The sequence below is a fragment of the Sphingomonas sp. H160509 genome (genome assembly GCF_024124765.2).
Classification (GTDB): Bacteria; Pseudomonadota; Alphaproteobacteria; order Sphingomonadales; family Sphingomonadaceae; genus Sphingomonas.
Map to the genome: position 1 here is coordinate 2,854,849 of NZ_JAMXSR020000002.1, position 17,888 is coordinate 2,872,736.

General features: G+C 64.0%; 11 protein-coding genes and 4 pseudogenes. 8 read left to right on the forward strand and 7 right to left on the reverse strand.

Annotated elements, in window-relative coordinates; genetic code table 11:
• Positions 1–54 precede the first annotated feature (54 nt).
• A complete protein-coding gene (locus NHF48_RS15780; RefSeq protein WP_263816907.1) occupies positions 55–1,260 on the reverse strand; it encodes an ROK family transcriptional regulator in 1,206 nt (401 codons plus the stop codon).
• A pseudogene (locus NHF48_RS26075) lies at positions 1,257–2,191 on the reverse strand (cupin-like domain-containing protein). Before NHF48_RS26075 ends, NHF48_RS15780 begins: the two are co-directional and overlap by 4 nt.
• Positions 2,192–3,101: 910 nt before the next feature.
• Between NHF48_RS26075 and NHF48_RS15795 the strand changes: the two are divergent.
• Positions 3,102–3,647, forward strand: coding sequence for a cytochrome b (locus NHF48_RS15795; RefSeq protein ID WP_253071633.1), 546 nt, complete (start codon positions 3,102–3,104; stop codon positions 3,645–3,647).
• A 386-nt stretch (positions 3,648–4,033) separates the two neighbouring features.
• Here NHF48_RS15795 and NHF48_RS15800 read toward each other — a convergent pair whose 3' ends face one another.
• Positions 4,034–6,859, reverse strand: coding sequence for a TonB-dependent receptor (locus tag NHF48_RS15800; RefSeq protein ID WP_253071634.1), 2,826 nt, complete (start codon positions 6,857–6,859; stop codon positions 4,034–4,036).
• A 358-nt stretch (positions 6,860–7,217) separates the two neighbouring features.
• On the opposite strand from NHF48_RS15800, the gene NHF48_RS15805 reads away from it, so the two are divergent.
• The 7 genes and pseudogenes from NHF48_RS15805 (at position 7,218) to NHF48_RS15835 (ending at position 14,838) form a co-directional block, all read left to right on the forward strand.
• Entirely contained in the window at positions 7,218–7,640 is a 423-nt protein-coding gene (locus NHF48_RS15805) for an RNA polymerase sigma factor (RefSeq protein WP_253071635.1), read from the forward strand.
• Positions 7,637–8,611, forward strand: a complete 975-nt coding sequence (locus tag NHF48_RS15810; RefSeq protein WP_253071636.1) for a FecR family protein — start codon at positions 7,637–7,639, stop codon at positions 8,609–8,611. Before NHF48_RS15805 ends, NHF48_RS15810 begins: the two co-directional genes overlap by 4 nt.
• A gap of 243 nt (positions 8,612–8,854) precedes the next feature.
• Positions 8,855–10,146: pseudogene (locus NHF48_RS15815) on the forward strand (alkaline phosphatase D family protein); the annotation flags it as partial.
• A gap of 352 nt (positions 10,147–10,498) precedes the next feature.
• Complete coding sequence (locus NHF48_RS15820; protein ID WP_253071637.1) at positions 10,499–10,912, forward strand: RNA polymerase sigma factor; 414 nt, start codon at positions 10,499–10,501, stop codon at positions 10,910–10,912.
• A complete protein-coding gene (locus NHF48_RS15825; protein WP_253071638.1) occupies positions 10,909–11,688 on the forward strand; it encodes a FecR family protein in 780 nt (259 codons plus the stop codon). Before NHF48_RS15820 ends, NHF48_RS15825 begins: the two co-directional genes overlap by 4 nt.
• 683 nt (positions 11,689–12,371) lie before the next feature.
• Positions 12,372–12,566: pseudogene (locus tag NHF48_RS15830) on the forward strand (TonB-dependent receptor plug domain-containing protein); the annotation flags it as partial.
• A 91-nt stretch (positions 12,567–12,657) separates the two neighbouring features.
• A complete protein-coding gene (locus NHF48_RS15835; RefSeq protein WP_253071639.1) occupies positions 12,658–14,838 on the forward strand; it encodes a TonB-dependent receptor in 2,181 nt (726 codons plus the stop codon).
• Positions 14,839–14,910: 72 nt separating this feature from the next.
• Here the strand turns inward: NHF48_RS15835 and NHF48_RS15840 are convergent, their stop codons facing one another.
• The 4 genes and pseudogenes from NHF48_RS15840 to NHF48_RS26080 all read right to left on the reverse strand — a co-directional run.
• Complete coding sequence (locus NHF48_RS15840) at positions 14,911–15,639, reverse strand: acid phosphatase (RefSeq protein ID WP_253071640.1); 729 nt, start codon at positions 15,637–15,639, stop codon at positions 14,911–14,913.
• Complete coding sequence (locus NHF48_RS15845; protein ID WP_253071641.1) at positions 15,639–16,712, reverse strand: Ca2+-dependent phosphoinositide-specific phospholipase C; 1,074 nt, start codon at positions 16,710–16,712, stop codon at positions 15,639–15,641. Before NHF48_RS15845 ends, NHF48_RS15840 begins: the two co-directional genes overlap by 1 nt.
• 14 nt (positions 16,713–16,726) lie before the next feature.
• Positions 16,727–17,014: a hypothetical protein gene (locus NHF48_RS25285; protein ID WP_253071642.1), complete on the reverse strand. Its 288-nt coding sequence runs from the start codon at positions 17,012–17,014 to the stop codon at positions 16,727–16,729.
• Between the two features lie 19 nt (positions 17,015–17,033).
• A pseudogene (locus tag NHF48_RS26080) lies at positions 17,034–17,738 on the reverse strand (TonB-dependent receptor domain-containing protein); the annotation flags it as partial.
• Positions 17,739–17,888: the final 150 nt, after the last annotated feature.

The following is a 17,888-nucleotide window of genomic DNA, read 5'->3' on the forward strand; positions in this document are numbered from 1 at the left end:
ACCACTCGGGAGGTCTCGTCAATCAATATTGATTTTGATTTTCACAAAACGCGCTCAGTCGCGTCCGACGTTCATCAGGATAGCGTCCGAGGGCAGCATGAGATCGCTGAACGGTAACAGCGCCGCACCAACCGCTGGTGCATCGGCGGCCATGGTCGCACGCCTGATCGGCGCAATCGACGGCATGTCCGCGGCGTGCGCGGCGAGCGCATGCGTCAAGCTCACGACCAGGGCATCGATCAGCGGTTCGGGTAACCGGCCTCCCACCAGCACAGCCTGCGGATTGATGAGGCAATTGATCGCGATCATCGGATCGACCAGCATCTCGGCAGCTTCGGCAATCCAGGCGTCGATGACGCTTTTGGTACGAGCGTCGTCCAGGCAGAGTGCGGCGAGTGTCCCACTTGCGCACCCAACGTCCGACAGGCGATCGTACAGGGCGGAAAGCGAAACGCGGCTTTCGATGGACTTGCCGCTCGATGCAGGAACCCGGCTCAAAATGTACCCGACTTCTCCGCTTCTAGCAGACGCGCCTCTATAATAGCTTCCATCGATCACTAGGCCGCCGCCAAGACCCGCACCGATCAGCAGGTAGAAGAAATTGTGGCAATTGCGGCCCGACCCAAACTCCAGCTCGCCCAGCGCGGCCGTTGCGGCATCGTTGTCGACATGCAGCGGCCAAGGCATCAGGTCCGACAGCAAGCCTGCGACGTCGAGATCATTCCATACCGAATAGCCGGCCGGTTGATCGTGAAAGCCGGCCTTGCTGAACGGTTCGGGCACCGCGATGCCCGCGCCGACTATCCGATCGACCATGACGCGAGGGTTTTCGCAGCAGGTCTTTACCGCCCCGGCGACGAATGTCCGTACCTGTTCAGGAAGGGCATAAGCAATGTCCTGGGAAACGCGCACGCGGACATTTCCGGCCAGATCGAGAATGACAAAGGTCAAATGGTCGCGGTCGATATTGACCCCGATGCCGAACGCACCGTCGGGATCTATCCCTAATTGCACGGCAGGCTGCCCGCGTCCCTGTTGCAGCCGTCCGACGATCTGGACCAGGCCAGCGGCGATCAGGCGCCGCGTGATCGTTGCGATGGTCGGCGGCGTCAGACCCGTCACCGCGACGAGCTCCTGCCGTGTGGTCACCTCTCGCAAGCGGATCGCCTGCAATACCACGCGCTGGTTATAGTCCGCTGCACGTTCGAGGTTCGTACCTGACAGACTGACCGTCAGCCTGGCGTGTCGCCGGTCGTTCAAGACCTTCGTCCCAGCCCACGCTGGAGAAACTCGCGCATGAGCGCCGTTCTCTCCGGACTGCTGGGGCCAAGGATACCGCGTGCATGTTCGGGCAGATGTTCCGCGTCGGCAGCGTCAGCATCGAACACATAGTGATCGAAAAACGCCCGCCAGTTCTGGCGTTCCACTGCCGGCCGGTTGCGAACGGCCAACATCGCATAGATCAGCGCTTCGAACGCGGACGCATCGTTCGGCGGGCTCCACCAGTAATTGACGAGCAGGTTGAGGCGTTCGGTCGAGCGAACGTGATGCCACCACATCGTCGGCACATAGATCGCGTCGCCGGGCGCAAGCACCGCCGACCGCGCAGTCTCCGCCGCCAGGGCATAGCGTGGAAAGCGCTCTAGGTCAGGCGCCAACGGGTCGACCATGCTGACGGGTTGACCGGAAATCGTGTTTTCCAAGGGCCCGACATACAGGTTGGCGACCTGTGCGGGGGGAACAGGGTAAAGTGGCGATGGCCGGCAGCCACGCAGGCGATGTTGTCGGCGGTGTCGTAATGCGTCGATACCGTCACCGCATTCCCGATCCACAACCGGGGTATCGCCGTCGGATCGAGCAACGGCATGGGGTTGTCGGCCGCGAAGGTCGGGAAGTGCTCCACCGCGGATGCCGCGCCGCTGTAGATCGCTGGACCGGCACCCGTCGCTAGATCGCCGAGCAACATATCGGCTACGGCGCGAAACGGCGCTGTCCCGCGGTCGAAGTTGAAGCCGTTCATGTCCTCGCGGTAGAAGAACCTGCCAGCGATCGTGGGTGCGCCCACATAGGTCGACAGCGGCGCGCCCGAGTCATGGGAGGCTAGATAGGCAACCAGCTCACGGCCCGTACGGCTGCCAGCGATGGTTGCCGGCCAGTCCGCGACGAGCCCCTCGTAGTACCGCTGGTTCACCCATCGGTACGACCTCAGTCTCGAAAATCTGCCGCGTGACGCCGTGCCATTCGCGAACCGGTTTGCCGATCGTCTCCATGCGGCCGCTTTGCCTTGGTTGTCCCGGAAACGAAAGGCTGGAGCGCGGCAACCGCACCGAAACGTTCAACAGGACGATCTGCCGCGCGAAACTGGGACTGATTCCATTGCCGCGGTTGGCGATTGCTGACAGCTTTACCGGCACCGGTTTTGATCGCTCGCGACAATAGCAAGAACGGGTCTGGATCCCTGTCTTCGCTAACGGTGATACTGTGGCCAGAGAGGGGCACCGATCATGAGGTTACCGGGGTTGAAGTCGAGCAGCGGATTATGCCCGGCAAACCTCGACAGACTTTATCGTTCGTCGCGCCAATCCGGTTCGTCGGCATGGTCCCCTTAGCGGAAACCGTTACGGGAATGCCGGTGTCCTATGAGGATGGCCTGGTCGGCGTCCAAACCACGAACTACACAATGCCCGACCATAGCCTCGGCCGTCGCTGGACCCGCACGCGTGCCGTGTCGGGGCTGGTTACGGTGCGCTACCCACCAGTCCTCGCTGTAAGATCTCTTTTACGCCTCGGCGTTCGCTGCGATACTGTCAGAAAGAGCTAGTGACAGAAAACATCGTGCGGATGGCTTGTGAAGATAGGCAAGCAGATCATCCGCGGCTTAGATCCAAAACGATCTGATGATCGAGCGCTCCGTTTATATCATCATATATCCTGGCTCTAGATTGCGGGTATAGGGATTACGGATCGTGTGTGTTAGGCGCGGGGCAAAACGAATTACCGATCGATGTCGAACGTGCCGCCTCGCTGATGGAAAAAACAGCGTGAGAGAGGACACTCCTCGTCCAGCACAACGATCGGCCCCACGCGGCAAGGATTGAGCAATGAATGGTCGCGATCGCTATACCGTGCCGATGCGGGCCCTGCACTGGACCCGCGCTGGCTTGATCATCGGGCTGATCGCGCTCGGATGGGTGATGACCTCGCTACCCGACAGCACCGCCGTCAAATTCGACTGGATGTATCCCGTTCACAAGGAATTTGGGGTCCTCGCGTTCATCATTGGCCTCACAGCGTTGGTAGTGCGGACGCGTTCGGCGCTGCCCCCGCATCCCGCCGAACTGAGCGGCTGGGAGAATATGCTGTCGACCATTGTCCAATATGCAATGTTGACGCTGGCAGTGGTCGTTCCGCTGATGGGTTACGCAATGTCGAGTTCGTTCACTCAGAGTGACGGCGTCCCGTTTTTTGGCATCAATTTGCCGGAGATTTTAGCTAAGAACGACGATGCCTTTGCAATATTTGAGTGGGTACACAAGACCCTGGCTTACACGATGCTCGCGCTCATCACGCTGCATATATTGGGCGTCGTCAAACATCGCTTTTTCGATAGCAGGCGTGACACCGATGTTCTTCATCGAATGTTGTAAGGGATGCTGGCCGGGTCATGAAATTCTCAGTGGTTTGCAGGCGTAGAATAACATTTTCTTCGCCGGACTCGCCCCGAACGATTGCTGCCCATCAAAACGATGCATAACCTTTGACGAGAAGGGACGGGACGTCTGCAGCGGAAAGGCTCACCAGGCGATAGCGTCACCAAGGAGTGATGGACGAAATGCCAGCTGGAGGGGGCAAGCCGGCGGGCAGCGGCGCTTGCCCCCTCCCGTATTCCGCTAGAACCGCATGGTCCCGCCGAACGCGAACGTGCGGCCGCTCACCGTATTGGTCATCACGCGTTTGGCGGTGCCGTCGGCATATTGGACGATGGGCTCGTCGGTGATGTTGATCACGTCCAGCGACAGCTTGAACTGCCGCGTCAGATTGACATAGGCGGACGCGTCCAGGTTCGTCGTACCTTGATGTATTCGCCGATATTGCCGTTGCCGCCATCGCCCCAGCGATAGCGCGACCGCGTCGCCAAGGAGCCGCGCACCCCCCAGTGATCGGTATCGTAATAGAGCGTCGCGTTGGACGAGAATTTCGACAGCGTCGGCAAGGGCAGGCGGACCGAGACTCCCGAGTAAAACACGTCGCTCGATCCCCTGGCGAGGGTCACGTTGCCGAGCACGCCGAGCTTGTCGAACGGCGCGGGCAGGAAGTCGAAGTCGCGCTTCGCCGCGATCTCGATGCCCTTGATCGACGCGCCTGGCCCGTTGATCGGACGGGTGTAGTTCACCAGTACGGAGGGGCTGACGCCGGGGGGCAGCAGCGCGGCGGGGTAGCCCGTGGTGTCGTAGGCGACGAGCCGCGTCTCCGAGGTGATGTACGAGTCCATCTTCTTGTAGAAGGCGCCTATCGCCAGCGAGCCGCGCTGCCCGTCATAATATTCCAGCGAGGTCTCGACGGAGTCCGCCTTGAAGGGCGCAAGGTTGGGGTTGCCGGCAGCGACCGTGCCGCCGAACGTGGCGAGGTTGAGCGTGCCCGCCGCGCGCATGTCGTTCAACGCGGGGCGGCTCAAATTGCGGTTGCCGCTCAGGCGGAAGACCAGCGATCGGCTGATGTCGAACGCTAGGTTCGCCGCGGGAAGGAAGCCGTCATAGCTGTTGGTCACGTCTACGGGCACGAGCACGCCGCCGACCAGCGCCGTTCCCGACGAACCGAGGTCCGTGTGGTAATAGCGCACGCCGAAATTGGCGCGCAGCCCGACGCTGCCGATCTGGGTCTTGAGGTCGTATTGCAGATAGGCGCCATAGGTTTTCTCGAGCAGGTCGTAGGCGGTGCCGGTGACGGTGCGGCTCGCATCCACGGTCGTGCTCTGGCCGAGCAGCGCGTAGGTCTCCGCCACGTCGCCGATAATGTAAGGGGCGAGGGTGCTGTTCGACAGGACGCTGGTCGGTACGTCGGGGTTGCCCGGCTTGTCCTCGTAGTTCGGGTTGACCTTGCGCTGCCAGCCGCTGTTCGTGAAACGCTTGAACCCGGCTCCCGCCTTGATCGTCGAACCCGAGCCGACGGTCCAGGCGAGTTCCGCCTTGCTGTTGTAGAATTCGCTCGTGATGCGATCGGCGCGGGTCTCGAGGCCCTGCAGGTCCCATTGTGACGCGTCGGTCGTGTCGAAGCCGTAGCTGGTGCGCGGCGATCCCGTGTTCAGGCCTGAGAAGGAGTAGCTCTTGTCGACGGACTCCAGCAACACCTGGGCATAGTCTGAATCGAACGTCGATTTCGACCAGCCGCCGAGGAAATTGACCGTCAGGTTGCTGCTGAGATCGGTGTGGCCGTTCAGCGCCGCCTGCCAGAAGGTCGTCTGGTCATGCGTGACCTTCGATTCGGTCCGCATGTCGACATGATCGAACGATGCGCCGACGATGTCGTTGTAATCGTCGAAGGTCGCACCGGTCAGCACCTGCGTGCCGGTCACGTTGTTGGCGGCGATACCGTTCGTTCCTGCGGCGCCGATTACGCCCGAGGTGCGATCGTTATTCAGCTTGCCGTACAGCACGTCGAGCGACACGTCGGTGCGGTCGTCGGGATGATATTGCAGTGCCGTGGTCAGGCCCAGTCGCTCGCGCTTGTTGAAGAAGGTCGCATAGGTCTGCGCGCGGCTGTTCCAGATCCTGTTGGCGCCGGTCGCACCCACCAGCAACGCGCGGTCCGCCGCCGAGACGGTCGGCCCGACATTGCGGGCGCCGAAATTGATCTGCGACCAGTTCCAGTTGCGATAGCCGAATTCGACTGTGTCCGCAGTGCTGTACGCGACCGATGCCAAGAAGCCGAAATCTCCCCAGCGGTCCGATATCAGCCCTACCAGCCGCGGCGTGACATCCTTGGTATATTGGTTCGTCTGCCCCTTGGCGGACGCGACGACGGTAAGCCCGGCATAGTCGAACGGCTTGGCCGTGTGCAGCCCGACGGTACCGCCGATGCCGCCCTCATCCTGCTCGGCCGCGTAGGATTTCTCGACCACGACCTTGTTGAAGAGTTCGGACGCGAAGATGCTATAGTCGAACGACCGCGAACGACTGACCGACGATCGGCTGTCGAGCCCCGACGAGGTGTTGGTGAGCACCTCCATGCCGTTGAGTTGGGTACGCGTGAAATCCGCGCCGAGCCCGCGCAGCGAGATTTGCCGGCCTTCGCCGCTGTCTCGCGTGATCGCGACGCCGGGAATGCGCTGCAGCGCTTCCGCGAGGTTCTGGTCGGGAAAGGCGGAGATGTCCTGCGCCAGGATGACGTCCTGCGATCCGGTCGCCGCTTTCTTGATCTGCTGCGCCTTGGCGATGCTCTCGCGATAGCCCGTGACGACGATATCGGTGCCGTTCTCGAGCTGCACGTCCGACGCGCTCGTTACCTGTGGGGCCACGCCGCCAAGTGCCACGGCAGGGACGGACGCCCCCGCCGTGGCGAAGCGCATGTGACGGACCACCGTTACCGTACCGTCGACGATCCGGCCGTCCAGGTCGCTACCCGCTGTGAGCTGTGCGAGTGCTTCCTCGGCAGTCATCCGCCCGCGCAGGCGCTGGCCAAGGACGCCCTTCAACAGCGACGGCGACGAGGCGAGCTGCAGACCAGTCCGGCGCGAAAAGGCCAACAGCGCATTGCCGAGGTCCTGCGCCGGCACGTCGAACGTGAACTGGCGCGGCGCCGACGCCGCCTGCGCGACAGCAGGCGCGCTGACGAAGACGGACAGCGCGACGGAACTAAGCAAAAGATGCGAGCTTCGAATTTTTGTGGAACATGTCTTCCCCCCAGATGGTTTGCGGGAAAGACGAGCCTCGGGCGATAAACCCGACAATCTATTTGGTTTCATTTATGTTACACGGATGTTGCAATCCGGTTGCTTACTCGCGCATCTGCAAACGCGACTGTGTACTTGTCGCACTTCTACCGATCTCACCGAGATTGTCACAAACGCGGTCTAGGTCGGCGGGACCAGCAACCCGGATACTCCATGCCCGCCATATTGCACCAGATTAAGAGCTGTAAGGGAGCTCCTTCTGAGGATTGGCGCGCAATCGCTGCGACGTTGAGCCGGTACGTGAGGGGCGCGCACCAACCGCACGGACGTGGTCGAGGACGTCGTGCAGGAGACACTGTCGCGGCTGGTGCACCAGAGTCGCGTGCAGACACTCGTGAGCGTTTATGCGTTGGGCTTCCGGATCGCTGCGAACTTGCTGATCGACCATCATCGCCGAGACAGCCGCTATGTCGCCGAACGCGAGGAAGAGCCCGTCAGCCATGCGCCGTTGCCCGATCGGGTGCTGGTCGGTCGGCAGGAGGTCGCGATCTTGCGGCAAGCACTGGCGGCGATGCCACCGCTGCGCCGCGACGTGCTTGTCCGTCGGCGATTGCAGGGGCAGAGTTGTGCCGCGATAGCGAGGGAACTGGGGTTGAGCCCGAAGGCGGTAGAGAAGCACATAACGCGTGGCCTGGCAGACCTCCACAAGGCGATGCCGGGAGAGGCGCGCGCTTCTGGGAATGTGCGATGAACCGCGAGAGCCAGATCGCGGAGGAAGCAGCCGCCTGGATCGACCGTATCAACCAGCCGGTATTCGACGCCGCTGCGGGGCCAGCCTTCGATGCCTGGATGGCAGCGTCGGCACGTCATCGGGAGGTCTTTGCCGATCTGCAGGCGTTGTGGCAGTCCGAAGCGCTAGTCGAGGCGCTAAACCAGGCCGAAAGCGCACCCGCCGCCGGGCTCGCGCCGCTGGCATCGGGCACGCGACCCCGGCGGACGTGGCGCACCCTCCCGCAGTTCGCGGCGGCGGCCTGCGCGATGTTGCTGGCGATCGTACTGATCTTGCCAGCGTTGTCGACGACGACCTATCGTACCCTTGCCGGCAAGAGCAGATCCGTTGTCCTGGCGGACGGATCTCGCGTCGACATGAGCGGCGATACCGAGCTTCGCGTGCAGATCTTGCCGTGGAAACGCAACGCCGAGCTCGTGCGAGGCGAAGCGTATTTCGACGTTCGCCATGAAAGCGCCCGAACTTTCCGGGTCGAGAGCGGCTCCACCACGGTGCGCGTCCTGGGCACGGCGTTCAACGTCGATCGCCAGGGTCCGACGCGGACCGCCGTCGCGGTGTATCGCGGCGCGGTCGAGGTCGGCGTGGCCGATCAGGCCGACCTCGTGTTGCGCAAGGGCGACGGAGCCCGCGTCGTCGACGGCCATGTCACGGCGCAACCCCATATCGCGGTTAGCGCGCCCGACTGGAAGTCCGGGTGGTTCGAGGCGTCCGATATTCCGCTCGGCGTGTTGATCGGCAAGGTGCAGCGGTATTCGGCGCGGCCGATCCTGTTGCAGGATGCCGCCCTACAGGCGCTCCCGATCAGCGGCCGCTTCCATGTTTCGGATACCGACCGCGTGCTGAAGGCGGTGGAGACTGCCTATCACGTCGACGTCGCTTATGGTCCGAAAACGATCGCCATCCGTCCCGCAGGCAACGCGGAAGACCGATAGTCCCGTTATTTTGCCTGTCGGGTTTCGTCCGGCTGCTCCGTCTTCCCGGCATACGTGGTCGCGACCCGCGCCTGCCGTGAGGGAGTGTCCTTGTGCCTCAGTTCGATCGCCGCAATCTGGTCAAGGCTGGCTTCTCGCTCGCGTTGCTGGGAAGCGCCCCCCCGCCTGCTCGCGCGCGCGACGTTCACGCGTGATCCGTTCACGCTTGGCGTCGCCTCGGGGGACCCCTTGCCCGACGGGTTCGTGATCTGGACGCGGCTGGCGCCCGAGCCGCAGACGCCCGATGGCGGCATGCCGCCGCACGATGTCGCGGTCCGCTGGGAAGTCGCCGAAGATCCCGGTTTTCAAAAATCGTTCGTGCAGGCCCGGCGATGGCGGAAGCCACGCTGGCACACTCGGTCCATGTCGAGATCGGCGGGCTGCGGCCGCATCGCCCCTATTGGTATCGCTTCCTCGTCGCGGGCGCCGGATCAAGCCCGGTCGGCACCGCGCGCACCGCCCCTGCGGCGGGCGCGTCGCTCGACCGGCTGCGGCTGGCGATGCTGGGCTGCCAGGATTTCGAGACGGGGTTCTTCACCGCCTATGCGCATGTCGCGCGCGAGCCCGATCTCGACGCGGTGTTCCATTATGGCGACTATATCTACGAGATGGCCCCGCGCACCGAACCCAGCCCGCGTAAGCACCTCGGCGCCGAGACCTATACGCTGAATCAGTATCGCCGACGTTATGCTCAGTACAAGGCGGACCCTGACCTCCAGGCGGCGCACGCCGCGGTCGCGTTCATCATGTCGTTCGACGATCACGAGATCGACGACAATTGGGCGGGCGAATTCGACAAGGAGGGCAACCGGCCCGATGTGTTCGCGCTGCGCAAGGCGGCCGCGATGCAGGCCTGGTACGAACACGTCCCCGTTCGCCGCGCGCAACGCCCCGGGGCGGGGGTTGCCTATCGCCAGCTCGATTACGGCAATCTCGTTCGCATGCACGTGCTCGACACACGCTCGTTCCGCAGCGATCAGCTCTGCGAGCGTCCTGGTATAGGTCGCGCGGAACTCGACGCCTGTATTCCCGTCGATCGGCCAGAGCGCACGATGATGGGGGCAGCGCAGGAGAGCTGGCTGGATCGCGGACTAGCCAACGACGCGCGCTGGAACTTCATCGCGCAACAAGTGCTGTTCATGCCGTACGACGCCCGCAAGGACGGCGCCTCCACGCCCGTCATCGGCAAGGACAATTGGAACGGCTATCCGCTGTCGCGCCAACGGCTCGTCGACGGCATCGCTCACCGGGGCCTGACCAACGTCGTGATCGGCAGCGGCGACTTGCATCAGCATGTCGTCGGATCGGTGCCGCGAAAAATGGAAGACGTCGGCGGCCCTGCGATCGCGACCGAATTTCTCGCGACGTCGATTTCGTCGGGCGGCACGGGCGGTGCGCATTATGCGGGAGAAAGCCGCGCGCTGGACAATAATCCGAACGTCAGCCTGCTCAACAACCAGCGCGGCTACCAGCTCTTCACCGTGACGCCGGATCGCTGGCTCGCCGAAGTGAAGGCCGTGGATCAGGTCGATCGGCAGGGGTGGCACGATTGCGACGATCGCCAAATTCGTCGTGGATCCCAAGCAGCCTGGTCCGCAACCAGCCTGACGATCTGGACGCCAAGTCCGATCATGCGGAACCATCCCGGTGCTGTCATGCTGCCTTCACGATCGCCTCATAAGACGCTCCAGAACGGCAGATGGGGGCTTGGTGAGCAGCAGAGGATCTCTCGGCGAAGAGCCGTCGCCTGCGCATGCCCTGACGCTCGAATATCCGGACGTGGCGCTGGCGGGGGCGTTGCGGCGTTTCGTGCAAAGCCGGTTGGATCACCATGCCGATGGCGACGACGTGCTGCAGGAGACCTATTTGCGGCTGTTCGCGTACCAGGCGACTGCGCGGGTCAACGACATGAAGGCGCTGTGTTTTGCGATTGCGCGCAACCTGCTGCTCGATCATCACCGTGCCGCGCGGCGCTCGGCGCATGTCGAACTGGATGACGCGATCGTCTGCCAGCAGCCGACGGCCGACAGGGTGCTGGCCTTCCGCCGTGCCGTGGTGATCATGGCGGATGCGCTCGAGCGTATGCCGCCGCTACGGCGCGAGATTTTCCTGCGCAAGCGGCTCGACGGATTGAGGACCGACGCGATCGCCAAGAGTTTGGACATGAGCATGGCGGCGGTGGAGAAGCACGTCGTCCGCGCCTTTCAGGACCTCCGCGGCGCGCTGGCCAAGCGCGGCTTCACGATGGAGGCGGGCGCATGACCGTAGCAGGTGGTGCAACACCGGTGAGCGAAGCCGCGCTTGCCGATGCACTGCAAACCGCGGCAATGCGATGCGGCCGATTGTCGGACGAGCAGGTCCGGTCGCTCAGGCGATGGCGGCGATCGGCCATCGCGGCCGTCGCGACCGCCCCGGTCGCCATCGCCCTGCTGTTCCTGGCCAGTGACGGGTTCGTCGGGACACCGACGGCGCCGCGGGTTGCGACGCGCATGTTCGCCACCCGTGCCGGGGAACGCTCGACCGTAACACTGGCGGACGGCTCGACTGTCGCACTCAATGGCGCGACGCGGCTTCGAATTGTCTATGGCGACGGGCAGCGCAGTGCCGAGCTACTCGCGGGCCAGGCGTTCTTCGACGTGCGGCATGACGTAGCCCGCCCCTTCGTCGTGCGCGCCGGCGCCAGCGAGACACGCGTCCTCGGCACCGCGTTCGACCTCGACCTGACCCAGACACAGGTTGCGCTGGCGGTCTATCGCGGCGCAGTCGGCTTTGATCCGGTAGGGGCGCCGCGCGGCGTCGTAGTTCGGGCGGGGTACCGCAGCGCCGTACGCGGCGGCGTGGCGGCGGCGCCGACGAAGTTCGATCCGGTTTTACCCGACTGGCGCAGCGGTTGGATCGACACGGCGGGCATGCGCCTCGACGATCTGGTCGAAATTCTCGACCGCCAGGGGGCGTCAGGATCGCACGTCCCGTGGAGCCGCTCGCATCGACCACTATATTCGGTCGGTTCCGCACGGATCATCCGCACCAGCTGTTAAAGGCCATCGGCAGCGGGTTCGGCTTCACGGTCGTCGAGGGGCAGGGGGCGTTGGCGCTTAAAACTGCGGACTGACGAAAAACACTGTCCGGATTTGGCGGCCTTTACCGTCTTCCCACCGGGTGGCGTCTGATGGCGCCAAGACGGGGGAATATGATGACGCGGTTTCATGGAACGTCGGCACTGGCCTTGGTAGCGTTCGCTCTATCCGCACCGACGGTTGCGGATGCGCAATCGACGGGCGCACGGATATTCACCATTCCTGCGGGCGATCTCGCTCGGGCGCTGTCGGCCTATTCGAGCGTCACCGGCATGCAAGTCATCGCCGCGCCCGCGCTCATTCGGGGGCAGCGGACCAGGGGTGCCAGCGGCCGGCTCACCACCTCGGCAGCACTCACCATGCTGCTACGCGGGACGGGTCTGCGTCCGGTCGAGAGCAACGGCGTGACGATCCTCCGCCGGGACCAGGCACCGCCAACACCAAGCATCGTCGGCTCGCGTGCGCCGGTCGTCGTAGCCGCCGCGGCGCAGGCCACCACGCTCACGCGGGAAACGCCGGAGACCACCCCGGACATCGTCGTCAACGGCTATCGGAGCAGCCTGCTGGCAGCGCAGGACCTGAAACGTCGTGCGGTCGGAACCGAGGATAACATCGTGGCGTCCGACATCGCCGCGTTTCCGGACATGAACCTCGCCGAGGCGCTGCAACGCGTGCCCGGCGTCGCCATCACGCGCGACACCGGCGAAGGACGCCAGATCGCCCTGCGCGGTCTCGGCCCCGATTTCACCCGCACGCAGCTCAACGGCATGGAAGTGCTCGGCAACACCGCCTCCGGCATGGACAACCGCGGCAACGTCAGCCGCAGCCGCGGCTTCGATTTCAGCCTGTTCGCCTCCGAGCTCTTCAACCGCGTGAGCGTCCAGAAGAGCTATGCCGCCAACCAGGACGAGGGGCGGCATCGCCGGCACGGTGCAGCTCTTCACCGCCAAGCCGTTCGACTATGCCGGCCAGAAGATCGTCCTGTCCGCGAAGGCCCAGACCAACGACCAGACCAGCGGCGTCACCCCGCGCCTCGTCGGCCTGTTCTCGCAGCGTCAGGGCGATTTTGGTGCGCTCGTCTCGGTCGCCTATTCGAAGGTTCGCAACAACGAATATGGCTACCGCAACTGGAACTGGGGCAAGGTCACCTACGGCGCGAACAACATCGGCCCAGAGATCGACGCGCCGACGCGGGCGCTGCTGCGCGGCGGCACGATCTTCGCCCCTCAGGCGCAATCGCCATCGACCTGGTACACCGATCGCGAACGGATCGGCGTCACGAGCGCGCTGCAATATCATCCCGGCGACAATTTCAAGATCGACGTCGATCTGCTGTACGGACACCTCGCCGACAAGCGTGACGACTGGGCGATCGCGGCGGGTGGCTACAACGCGCTGACCGGCAACGTCAGCGGTACGCAGGTCATCCGGTCCGCGACGATCCAGGGCAATTCGCTCGTGGCCGCCAGCTATACCGGAATCGATCAACGTACCGAGCATCACCGCGTCGAGAACCAGACCGACTTCTACCAGGCGGTAGCGAATGTGAGCTGGGACGTCGGCGATCGGCTGAAGCTGACCGCGCTGGGCGGGTACCAGAAATCGAATTTCGTCCAGCCGACGTTCGACAAGATCTTCCTGCAGGCGCGCAACACCGTGTTCAGTTTCGACATGCAGCCGACGATCCCCGTGAACACCTACGGCTTCGACCTGACCAATCCGGCGAACTGGAACGTCCAGCGGCTGGTGACGCAGGAGAACATGATCAAGAGCGACTATCTCAACGGTCAGCTCCAGGCGGTCTACGACCTCACGCCGATCCTGAAGCTGGACGTCGGCGGCGAGTATAAGCGCTTCACCAACAGCGGGTATCAGTATCTCACCAACATCTTCTACGGCACCGCGGCGACCAGCGATCGCGCGATACCCGACGCGCTGAAATACGTCATCAACCGCGACAGCCTGCTCCCGTATATCGGCGGCGACATTGCCGGCATCTACGCGCTGCTCGGCAACAACCGGGACCTGACCGCCGCCAACCTGACCGCGGGCAGCGACTTTCGCATTCGGGAGAAGACCTGGGCGGGCTTCACGCAGCTCGATCTCGATACCGATATCGGGTCGATGCGGCTGCGCGGTAATGCCGGCGTCCGCTATTATCACACCGACCTCGTCTCCAGCGGGTCGCTCGCCACCGCGACCAATGGCGTGACCACGCTTCAGCCGGTGACGGTCGGGACCAGCAACGACGATTGGCTGCCCGCGCTCAACGTTGCGCTCGACATCACGCCGAAGCTGATCGCGCGTGCATCCGCCAGCCGCAACGTCAACCGTCCCGGCCTCCCCCAACTTGCCGCGGCGGGAACGCTGACCGTGGCGCCGTTCGGCGGATCCGTCTCCGTCGGCAACCCCAATCTCCAGCCGTTCCGGTCGACTTCGGCGGAGGCGGGGCTCGAATATTATATGGATCGCAACGGCTTCGCGTCGGTCGGCTTCTTCTGGAAGGACCTCAACAGCTTCATCACCTCGGAGACGTCGCAGGTCCCCTATAGCGCGACGGGCTTCCCGGTGTCGCTGCTGTTGCCAGGCCAGGACGGTACGACGCCGTACAACTACACGCGCCCGATCAACGGCGACGGCGCCAGCATCAAGGGTATCGAGGCGGCGTTCCAGCACGACTTCACCTTCCTACCCGCGCCGTTCGACGGGTTCGGCATCGTCGCGAACGGCACCTGGATCGATGGCGACCAGACCGCGGTCTACAACAGCGTCGTCAAGAGCATCCCGCTCTACAATCTGTCGAAATGGGCGGCCAACGCGACGCTCTATTTCGAGACCGAACGCTTCGGCGCGCGTGTCTCGACCGCCTATCGCAGCCGGTATCTGACGGGCGCCGGCGGCAACGCCAATGTCGGCGACGGCATCCGCCCGACCAACAACGTCGATTTCCAGGTCCGCTACAGCCCGGTCAAGAACCTGCGCTTCGTCGTCGAGGGGATCAACGTCACCAACCGGCCGATCGAGCAGTTCACCGATCTCTCGACCGACCGGACGCTCGTCTACACGCGGAGCGGTCGCATCTTCACCTTCGGCGTGACGACCAGTTTTTGAACTCCACGTCCGCGCCGGCAACGGCGCGGACGGCGTGCGGCCATAGGTAGGACAACGCGCGGTATGTTTCTGCTATGCGGCTTCAGCTTCGGCGGTGCATTGCGCCCCGTTGAGTGCGGAACTCGCCCCATGCCGAAGTTCCGCCCGTGCCGCCTCCATGTCGCGTCGGAACTCGGCAGAGCTATGCAGCATCGCTACCAGCACCGATCCCGCCATGTATCCCGCCTCGACCGCGCTTCGGCTATGCGATCCGCAGATGTAGCGGCTTTCGCCATATTGGCGTCCGCGCCGCAAGATCTGGGTGGCGCGGTCGGGCATCAGTTCGGCCAGGATCAGCGCGGCGGACCAGCCCGAAGTCGTGTGGCCTGAGGGGTAATCGCCATTGCTTGCGAGATGCTCGGTCTTCGGTTCGCAGATCGGCAGGTCGTCCTTCAGATACGGACGCTTGACGGCAAAGCCATCCTTGGCGCGGCCGACCATGCTTTGGTCGCCCATCCGCGCGAAGATGCGGGTGAGGGCGGGGGACGATGTCGCATCGAGCTCGCGACCGATCGCACAGGCGAACACACTGAAGCGATCGTCGGTGACGTCCCGCGTCGCCATGTCGCCACGCGGGGTGCCGAGCAGCGCCCTGGTTTCGCGGAAGGTCGCGCGGTCGTCGAGATCCTGCGGCGATCCGGGTTTGGGCGGGGCGGGAAGGACCTGCATCAGGTCCGGCATCGACCGGTTCCGCAGATAATCGGTCGATGCGGTCGCACCGGTGGCCAGCGCCAGCACGGCAATGAAGGCGAGCGTCCGCATCACTTGCCACCCTTGTCGAGATCGCCGCAGCCCTTCGGAAGGCGCACGGGGTTGCAGCGAGCGACCACACCACCGGGCAGGGCGACGTGATACCCTCCGTCCAGGCGCGGATCGGGCCAGAGATAATCGGTCGATACAAACTGCGCGCCCCCCGCCAGCGCGGTGTCGCGAGGGACGATGTCGTTGGCACGGGCCTCGCGCGTGTTCGCGTCGGCACGCGTGCGAACGATGAACCCCGCGGCGACGTCGCCGCGGATGCGGTCGGCATCGCGGACCGGATCGTTGAGCGTCAGATAGGCGGCCGCGGGCGACGCCTCGTCGGTGTTGATGAAGAACACCCGCCCTTCGAGCGAGCGCCGCTTGCCCCGGTACACCGCGACCTTGGCAGGCGGCTCGTCCAGCGCGAACAGGAATTTCCCACGCGAGCGTTCCAGCAACGGCCAGTTGTCCGCCAGCACCGCCGCCCGCAGCGTAGGATAGCGTCCCTGCACGTCGTCGGGCACGATCAGCTTGCCGGGCGCAATCACAGACCGGATCTCCGCATCGAGCGCATCATACGCCGCCGCGTCGAACGGTAGCGCATCGATCCCGCCCCGCGCCGCGTTCTGCTCGTCCTTCGCATTGAACATCAGCAGGATCGGTACATGGCGCGGATGCTTCGCCGACCAGTCGCGGATGATCGTCAGGCATTCGGTGAGCAGGACGCAACTCGATGCGTTGTCGATGCCGGGGATGTGCAGCACCTTGAAGCCCGGCCGCTTGAGCTTCGGATCGTTGGAGCCTCGCGCGTAATGGCCACCCTGCGGATCGTAGTTCACGTCGATCTCGAGTTGCCGCGCACCGGCGTCGAGCTGCTCGGTCAGACTGCGATGCGAGTAGTCGAGCGCATCCGCCATCGCCGGATCGACCGCCCGCACCTTCGCCATCGTCGCGGCGGGCATCGGCTGCTTATAGCTGTTGTGCGTGCCGATCACCGCCACGTCGTTGATCCGCAGCGGCGGCGCGGTATCGCGCGCCACTGCCGTTTGGGTGAGAAGGCCAAGGCTCAGCCCAGCTACGATCGATCGCTTCACGGATACTCTCCCGATCAGAATTTGAACAACACCGAACCCTGCACCGCGCGGCCGAAGATCGGTCGCGCCAGGATCACCGCACCGTCCGCCGCCCCCGGCACGAGCTGCTGCCCGCCGCCCTGGCCGAGGCCGAGCGCGTTCGACAAATTGGTGCCCTTCACCTGCACGGTGATGTTCTCGGTCACGTCCAGCTCCGCGCTGGCATTGAACACCGAGAACGCCGGCAGCTTCACGAGGTTGGAGTCGTCGTTGAACTTGTCCCCCCTCGTACCGCCATTCGCCCAGCACGCGCAGGCGGCCACCGATCAGCGATACGCGCGGCCGGATGCTCGCCATCACCTTAGGCATGCTCGACGGCCGATTGCCGTCGAACGAGGTGGTGACGGGCGCCCCAGCGACGATGGTGTTGTAGGTATAGTTCTTGAACTTCGGATCCTGGTACGTCGCGGTCGCCGAGACGTCGAACCAGGGCACCGGCTTCAGGTTCGCCTCCAGCTCGACCCCAGTCGTGCTGACGTCGCCATAGTTGATCTCCTGGACGATCCGGAGCGTCGCCGGGTCGATATACGTGTTGGTGAACTGCACGTCCTTGAACGAATTGTAGAACAGCGTGGCGTACAGGCTGCCCCAGGGCTTCTGGAACTTCACGCCCGCCTCGGCCTGTTCGATCGACTGGCTGCGGATGCCCGTCGGCAGCACGTTGTCGCGGTACTGGCCGATCTGCGGCAACCGGTAGGTGCTGGTGTAGCGGCCGAAGATGCCGGCTTCGGGCATGAACTGCCAGTTGGCACCGATCGTGTAGCTGTGGTCGCTGAACTTCGGGTCGAAGCGGTTGAACACGTCCGAGCCGTACAGCACGTTGTCGTCGGCCAGCGTATCCGGATTGCCCAGATTGAAGCTCTTCACGCCTTCCGAATAGCCATGGATCCAGATCGTCTCGTAGCGAAAACCCCCCATCGACGCGCAGCTTCGGCGTGATCTGCCATTCGTCGGAGATGTAGAAGGCAACGTCCTCATACCCGCCATAGGAATGCGCGAACCGGGCCTCGTACCGCTGGATGCCGGTGTCGGTGACGCGCCCGACGACCTGCCCGCCCGCGTTGACCGCGACGATATCGAGCAGGCGCGCGTTCGGGGCGACTTCGGTCAGGCCGACGCCGTCGTTCCGATCGTGTG

Bases quoted from the DNA above. Each gene is read 5' to 3' on its own strand.
- NHF48_RS15795 (WP_253071633.1), top strand. From the start codon at position 3,102: ATGAATGGTCGCGATCGCTATACCGTGCCGATGCGGGCCCTGCACTGG.
- NHF48_RS15810 (WP_253071636.1), top strand. From the start codon at position 7,637: ATGAACCGCGAGAGCCAGATCGCGGAGGAAGCAGCCGCCTGGATCGAC.
- NHF48_RS15825 (WP_253071638.1), top strand. From the start codon at position 10,909: ATGACCGTAGCAGGTGGTGCAACACCGGTGAGCGAAGCCGCGCTTGCC.
- NHF48_RS15840 (WP_253071640.1), bottom strand. From the start codon at position 15,639: ATGCGGACGCTCGCCTTCATTGCCGTGCTGGCGCTGGCCACCGGTGCG.